The organism is Cedecea sp. (assembly GCF_036500665.1).
Taxonomy (GTDB): domain Bacteria; phylum Pseudomonadota; class Gammaproteobacteria; order Enterobacterales; family Enterobacteriaceae; genus Cedecea.
Map to the genome: position 1 here is coordinate 1 of NZ_DASYBS010000020.1, position 5,192 is coordinate 5,192.

The 5,192-nt window shown below is 54.4% G+C and carries 5 protein-coding genes; all 5 read left to right on the forward strand.

The annotated features are described in order from the left end of the window. Positions 1–1,514 (forward strand): phage tail sheath subtilisin-like domain-containing protein (locus VGM55_RS02890; protein WP_331634536.1); only part of this gene is annotated, 1,514 nt, incomplete at its 5' end. Next, positions 1,514–1,870 carry a phage tail tube protein gene (locus VGM55_RS02895; RefSeq protein WP_331634538.1) on the forward strand — a complete coding sequence of 119 codons (357 nt, stop codon included), beginning with the start codon at positions 1,514–1,516 and terminating at the stop codon, positions 1,868–1,870. The genes VGM55_RS02890 and VGM55_RS02895, both read left to right, overlap by 1 nt. Beyond that, positions 1,867–2,190 (forward strand): phage tail assembly protein, encoded by a 324-nt coding sequence (locus VGM55_RS02900; RefSeq protein ID WP_331634539.1) that lies wholly within the window; start codon positions 1,867–1,869, stop codon positions 2,188–2,190. Before VGM55_RS02895 ends, VGM55_RS02900 begins: the two co-directional genes overlap by 4 nt. Positions 2,191–2,274: 84 nt before the next feature. After that, positions 2,275–4,209, forward strand: coding sequence for a phage tail tape measure protein (locus tag VGM55_RS02905; protein ID WP_331634540.1), 1,935 nt, complete (start codon positions 2,275–2,277; stop codon positions 4,207–4,209). A 29-nt stretch (positions 4,210–4,238) separates the two neighbouring features. After that, positions 4,239–5,192 (forward strand): DNA circularization N-terminal domain-containing protein (locus VGM55_RS02910; protein WP_331634541.1); only part of this gene is annotated, 954 nt, incomplete at its 3' end.

Consider the following 5,192-nt stretch of genomic DNA (forward strand, 5'->3'; position numbering starts at 1 on the left):
TGACCGTAAGTTTTAACTACATACCATCCGATAACCGGGTACCGCTGTTTTATGCCGAAATGGATAACAGCGCGGCGAATACCGCGGTTAGCGGGGCGCCTTCTCTACTGATTGGCATGGCGCTGCCGGAAGCTGATATTCCCCTGAACCAGCTTGTTATCATGCCATCAAAGGATTTGGCTAAGAAAATGGCAGGCCGCGGCAGCCAGCTGGCGCGAATGGTCGAGGCCTATCGTCAGGTTGACCCATTTGGTGAGTTGTGGGTTATTGCCGTGCCAGATAATGGTGAGCCGGCAACCGGCACGGTTACCATTACGGGCGCCGCAACTGATTCGGGCACGGTGAATCTGTATGTGGGGACACGCAAAGTACAGGTTACTGTTGCGACCGGTGACACCGGCAATCAGGTCTCTCAGGCGCTGCTACGCGCTATCAATAACAACGTTGATTTACCCGTCACCGCAGAATACCAGACTACCTCCGCCGGCGCGGCACAGGGTACCGTTAAGCTTTCCGCTGTCAATGGTGGCCCGGTGGGTAACTCCATTCCATTAACCCTGAACTATTTCGGTACCGCGAGCGGTGAAGAGGTTCCGGCCGGCCTGAGTGTTCAGACTGGTAAAATGCGCGGCGGTGTGGGCGATCCTGATTTATCTCAGGCCATTAGCGCAATGGGCGATGAGCCATTCGACTATATCGGGCTGCCGTTCAGCGATGCGAACTCCCTGCAGCTTATGTCCGTTGAAATGAACGACAGCGCCGGACGCTGGAGCTACATTCGCCAGCTTTACGGTCATGTGTACACGGCAAAAACGGGCTCGCTGTCTGAACTGGTGGCATTTGGTGATTCGCTCAACAACCAGCACATCACCATCGCTGGCTATGAGAAAGAGGTGCAAACCTGTGTCGATGAGCTGGTGGGGTATCGCCTGGGGCGTGCTGCTGTCTTCCTGCGCATCGACCCGGCCCGCCCAACCCAGACCGGGGAGCTGACCGGGGCATTGCCCGCACCGACAGGTAAACGCTTCACCGTCACCGAGCAGAATTCCCTGCTGGCGCACGGTATCGCCACGGCTTACACGGAATCTGGCGTGCTGCGCATTCAGCGCGACGTCACTACCTACAAAACCAATGCGTACGGGGTTGCGGACAACAGCTACTACGACAGTGAGACGTTGCACACCAGTGCTTACGTTCTGCGTCGGCTGAAATCGGTTATTACCAGTAAGTACGGCCGCCATAAACTGGCAAATGATGGCACCCGTTTTGGCCCGGGGCAGGCGATTGTTACGCCAGCGGTTATCCGCGGTGAGCTGGGGGCAACTTATCGCCAGCTGGAGCGGGAAGGTATTGTGGAAAACTTCGAGCTGTTCCAGAAATACCTGATTGTTGAGCGAAACCAGAACGATCCTGACCGCCTGGATATTCTGTTCCCGCCGGATTATGTCAACCAGCTGCGCGTATTTGCGGTGCTCAATCAGTTCCGCCTGCAGTACAACGAGGAGACCGCGTAATGGCAAAGATTGCAGGTACAACCTATTTCAAAATTGACGGCCAGCAGTTGTCGATCACCGGCGGTATCGAAGTGCCGATGAATACCAAAGTGCGCGACGATGTGATTGGCCTGGATGGTTCCGTTGATTACAAGGAAACCACGCGTGCGGCCTATACGAAAGTGACGGCTAAGGTACCGAAGAATTTCCCAATCGACAAAATTACCACTTCTGACGTTATGACGCTTACGTCGGAGCTGGCGAATGGGCAGGTATACGTGCTTTCAAATGCCTGGCTACATGGTGAGGCAAACCATAACCCGGAAGAAGGGACCGTCGACCTGGAATTCCACGGTGAAGAAGGATTTTATCAATGAGAGAGTTAACGCTGAAAAAGCCGATCATGGCGCATAACGAAAAGTTGCATGTGCTCGAACTGCGTGAGCCATCCTACGACGAAATTGCCGCCACGGGGTTTCCATTTACCCTTTCGGCAGAGGGTGGCATTAAACTGGATAGTGCCGTTGCACTGCAATACCTTCCCGTCCTGGCGGGGATACCCCGATCATCTGCAGCACAATTAACCAAATTAGATATTTTTAAGGCCTGCATGTTGATCCTCAACTTTTTTACCCAATCGGAGAGGGAGGAAATCTCCGGCAGCGAGTCTATAACACCGCTTACTTCTGGCGAATAAATCCGTTTGAACTCCGGCGGGCAGTCATATCAGATTTTCTGGAACTGGAAGCTGAGGCTGTCCGCATCAATGAGGAGATGAAGAATGTCGGATAGTTTTGAGTTAAAGGCCATTATTACTGCCGTTGACCAGCTTACCGGCCCGATGAAAGGGATGCAGCGGGAGTTAAACGGCTTTCAGAAGGAAATGGCGGGGCTGGCGCTGGGAGCGGCGGCGGCGGGTGTGGCAATTCTCGGCGCTCTGGCTTTACCGATAAACTCAGCTATTGGTTTTGAATCGAAAATGGCCGACATCCGCAAGGTGGTTGACGGCCTGGACGATAAAAAAGCCTTTGCGCAGATGAGCGATGACATTCTGACGCTCTCCACCCAATTACCCATGGCGGCGGAAGGTATTGCTGAAATCGTCGCCGCCGGCGGGCAGGCGGGTATCGCCAGAAGTGACCTGATGCAGTTTGCGAATGACGCTGTGAAAATGGGTATCGCGTTTGATACCACCGCCGAAGAGTCAGGTCAGATGATGGCTCAGTGGCGTACGGCGTTTAAGTTGACGCAGGATGATGTCGCTGTCCTCGCCGATAAAATTAACTACCTGGGGAATACCGGCCCTGCGAACGCGAAGAAAATATCTGACATTGTGACGCGAATCGGTCCTCTGGGTAGCGTGGCCGGGGTGGCCTCCGGTGAAATTGCCGCGATGGGGGCGACCATTGCCGGGATGGGCGTTGAGTCTGAAATTGCCTCCACGGGTATCAAAAACTTTATGCTCTCGCTTACCGCGGGTAAGTCTGCCACCTCCGCTCAGAAAAAGGCGCTCAGCTTCCTGAAGATTGATCCCGGGCAGCTGGCGGCTGATATTCAGAAGGATTCTAAAGCAGCGATTTTGAACGTGCTGGATTCGCTGGCAAAAGTCCCGAAAGCAAAACAGGCGGCGGTGATGAACTCCCTGTTCGGGAAGGAATCACTTTCAGCCATTGCGCCGCTGCTGACCAACATGGATTTACTGCGGACCAACTTTAATCGGGTTGCTGATGCGCAGGAATACGGCGGCTCGATGCAGAAGGAATACGCGAGTCGGGCTGCCACGACGGAGAATCAGTTAACGCTGCTTAAAAACAGCGTGAATGCCATCTCGGTGACCCTGGGCGATACCTTCCTTCCTGCAATCAACGATGCGACTAAAGAGGTGATGCCGTACCTGGAGCAGCTTCGGAAATTTGTGCGGGCTAACCCTGAGCTGGTCCAGTCCGTTGCGAAGTTCGGCGCAGCATTACTGGGCACCGGCGTTGCTATCGGTACGCTCTCCCGTGCGTTCAAAGTGCTGAACAGCGTTATGAACCTGTCTCCTGCCAAAGTTGCCATTGCAGCCCTGGCAGCGGGCGCGCTGCTGATTATTGATAACTGGGATGATGTGGCCCCGGTAATCAGGGCGGTCTGGTATGAGGTGGATCAGGTAGCCCAGGCAATGGGCGGCTGGGAGACGGTGATCGAGGGTGTTGGTCTGGTGATGGCAGGCGCATTTACCCTCAAAACGATTGGTGCATTGAGAGAGGCGGTCACGCTGGCCGGTTCGCTCTCCGGTTTGCTCGGCTCGATTGCCAGAATGGGAGCAATGACCATCACGATTGGCGTCGCGATATCCCTGTTGAAGCAGCTGGAGGATCTCGAAAAAGATTCGAAAGAGTCCGGCATGAGTAAAGGTGAGTTTCTGGTAAATAAAATGCAGGGCAAGGAAAGGGAACGGGGCTATAACGGTATTCTGTCACGCATTAATGAGTTGACGGGAATGTATAATGTCTACCAGGTCCCTGACGGGCGCTATCTTCCTGCTGTTCCGCTGAATCGTTCACCGGGCGGGCTTAATTCTCCTGTATCACCCCAGACGCAGCGTAGCGAACTCAAAGTAAGCTTTGAGAATGCGCCTCAGGGAATGCGCGTGGTTGACATTCCAGAGTCAGGAAACCCACTTATGTCGGTAAGTCACGACGTCGGCTATTCCCCGTTCAGAAAACCTCGTTAAACCCGCTTCGGTGGTTTTATGGTGAATATATGGCTCTATTTTCCCCGCAAGGCTGGCGCGATCGTCTGCGTGACGCATCATTTCGAAACGTACCTTTTTCTGTAGAAGATGATGAAAGTTCATTTGGTCGCCGCGTGCAGGTCCATGAGTACCTTAACAGGGATAAACCGTTTACGGAGGATTTAGGCAGGGCAACACGCCGCCTTACGATAAATGCCTATCTGATTGGTGATGATTATGCTGATCAGCGCGACCGCCTGATTGTAGCGATTGAAACAGCGGGACCCGGCACACTTGTTCACCCACAGTTTGGCGAAATGCAGGGCAGCATTGACGGCCAGGTAAGCGTTACGCACAGCGTGGCAGAAGGGCGCATGTGCCGGGTATCGTTTCAGTTTGTTGAAAGTGGTGAGTTGTCTTTTCCAACGGCCGGGGCTGCAACAGCGCAGCGATTAAAGGCGTCAGGCGGCCTTTTTGATGATGCAATTGAAGGGATGTTCTCTGCGTTTTCGCTATCCGGTATTCCCGATTTTCTTCAGAGCGATGTGTTAGCTGATGCTGCCGGAATGCTTAATGATGTTGCTGACGCTTTTAAAATGGTGGACTCCGGCGTTTCCGCAGCGATGCGGCTGCTGCAGGGGGATTTGTCCGTCATCCTGATGCCGCCTGGTACGGCAAATGATTTTGTGCGTGCACTTCAAAAGGCCTGGCGCGCCGGTGACCGTCTGAGCGGTGACACTTCCGATCTGGTCACGATGGTTAAGACCATTTCAGGTATCACGCTCGACCCCGGGCTGGCGCCGCGTGGAACCTGGCCAGGTGATTCGGGTTCGGTTTCAGTGCAGAAAGCGCGTAGTAACATGGTCGCTGGCGCAATCAGGGCGACAGCGCTTGGCACAGCAGCAGGCATTGTTGCTGAACTCCCTCAACCTGCCGCCTCTCCCCCGGCGTCCAGGCAGCCCAACGCTGCCGGCGTCACCGGT

What these genes read in the sequence shown, in the direction of transcription:
- VGM55_RS02900 (WP_331634539.1), top strand. Translation starts at nt 1,867, where the DNA reads ATGAGAGAGTTAACGCTGAAAAAGCCGATCATGGCGCATAACGAAAAG.
- VGM55_RS02905 (WP_331634540.1), top strand. Translation starts at nt 2,275, where the DNA reads ATGTCGGATAGTTTTGAGTTAAAGGCCATTATTACTGCCGTTGACCAG.
- VGM55_RS02895 (WP_331634538.1), top strand. Translation starts at nt 1,514, where the DNA reads ATGGCAAAGATTGCAGGTACAACCTATTTCAAAATTGACGGCCAGCAG.